The sequence below is a fragment of the Kitasatospora sp. MBT66 genome (assembly GCF_000710405.2).
Taxonomy (GTDB): Bacteria; Actinomycetota; Actinomycetes; order Streptomycetales; family Streptomycetaceae; genus Kitasatospora; species Kitasatospora purpeofusca.
The window spans coordinates 586,608-586,976 of sequence record NZ_JAIY01000008.1 but is presented as its reverse complement, the minus strand read 5'-3'; the positions used below and the strand labels follow the sequence as shown (position 1 = coordinate 586,976).

At 79.7% G+C, this 369-nt stretch carries 1 pseudogene; it reads left to right on the top strand.

Annotated features, from left to right (window positions below):
- Positions 1-369, top strand: a pseudogene (locus tag BI06_RS51110) (hypothetical protein); the annotation flags it as partial.

Sequence of the window (369 nt, the reverse complement as noted above, 5' to 3'; positions counted from 1 at the left end):
GACTCGCCACCCTGTACGTGCTGGACGCCGAGGCGCGCACCAGGTTCAACGTCGCCCTGGAGTTCCACGCCGTCTACGGCGGGGCGGTCCGCACCTATCTGCCCGAGGTCGACCCGGCCTCGCGGCGGGACGGCCGCCGGCACCCGGTGCTGGCCCGCCACCGGATCGAGGAGGACCTGCGGCGCGCGGCCGTCCTGCTGTCCCGCGAACCGCGCCGGCTCGCCGCCGAACGGACGCCGCCGGCGGCACTTGCGGCCGTGCCCCCGCTGCGGGTGCCGGCCCGGGTACCCGTGCTCGTGGCCCCGGTGGCCGTCCCCGCCGGCCGGACGGACCGGCCGGAGGAGCACGAGCGGGGCGCCCGCCCCGCCC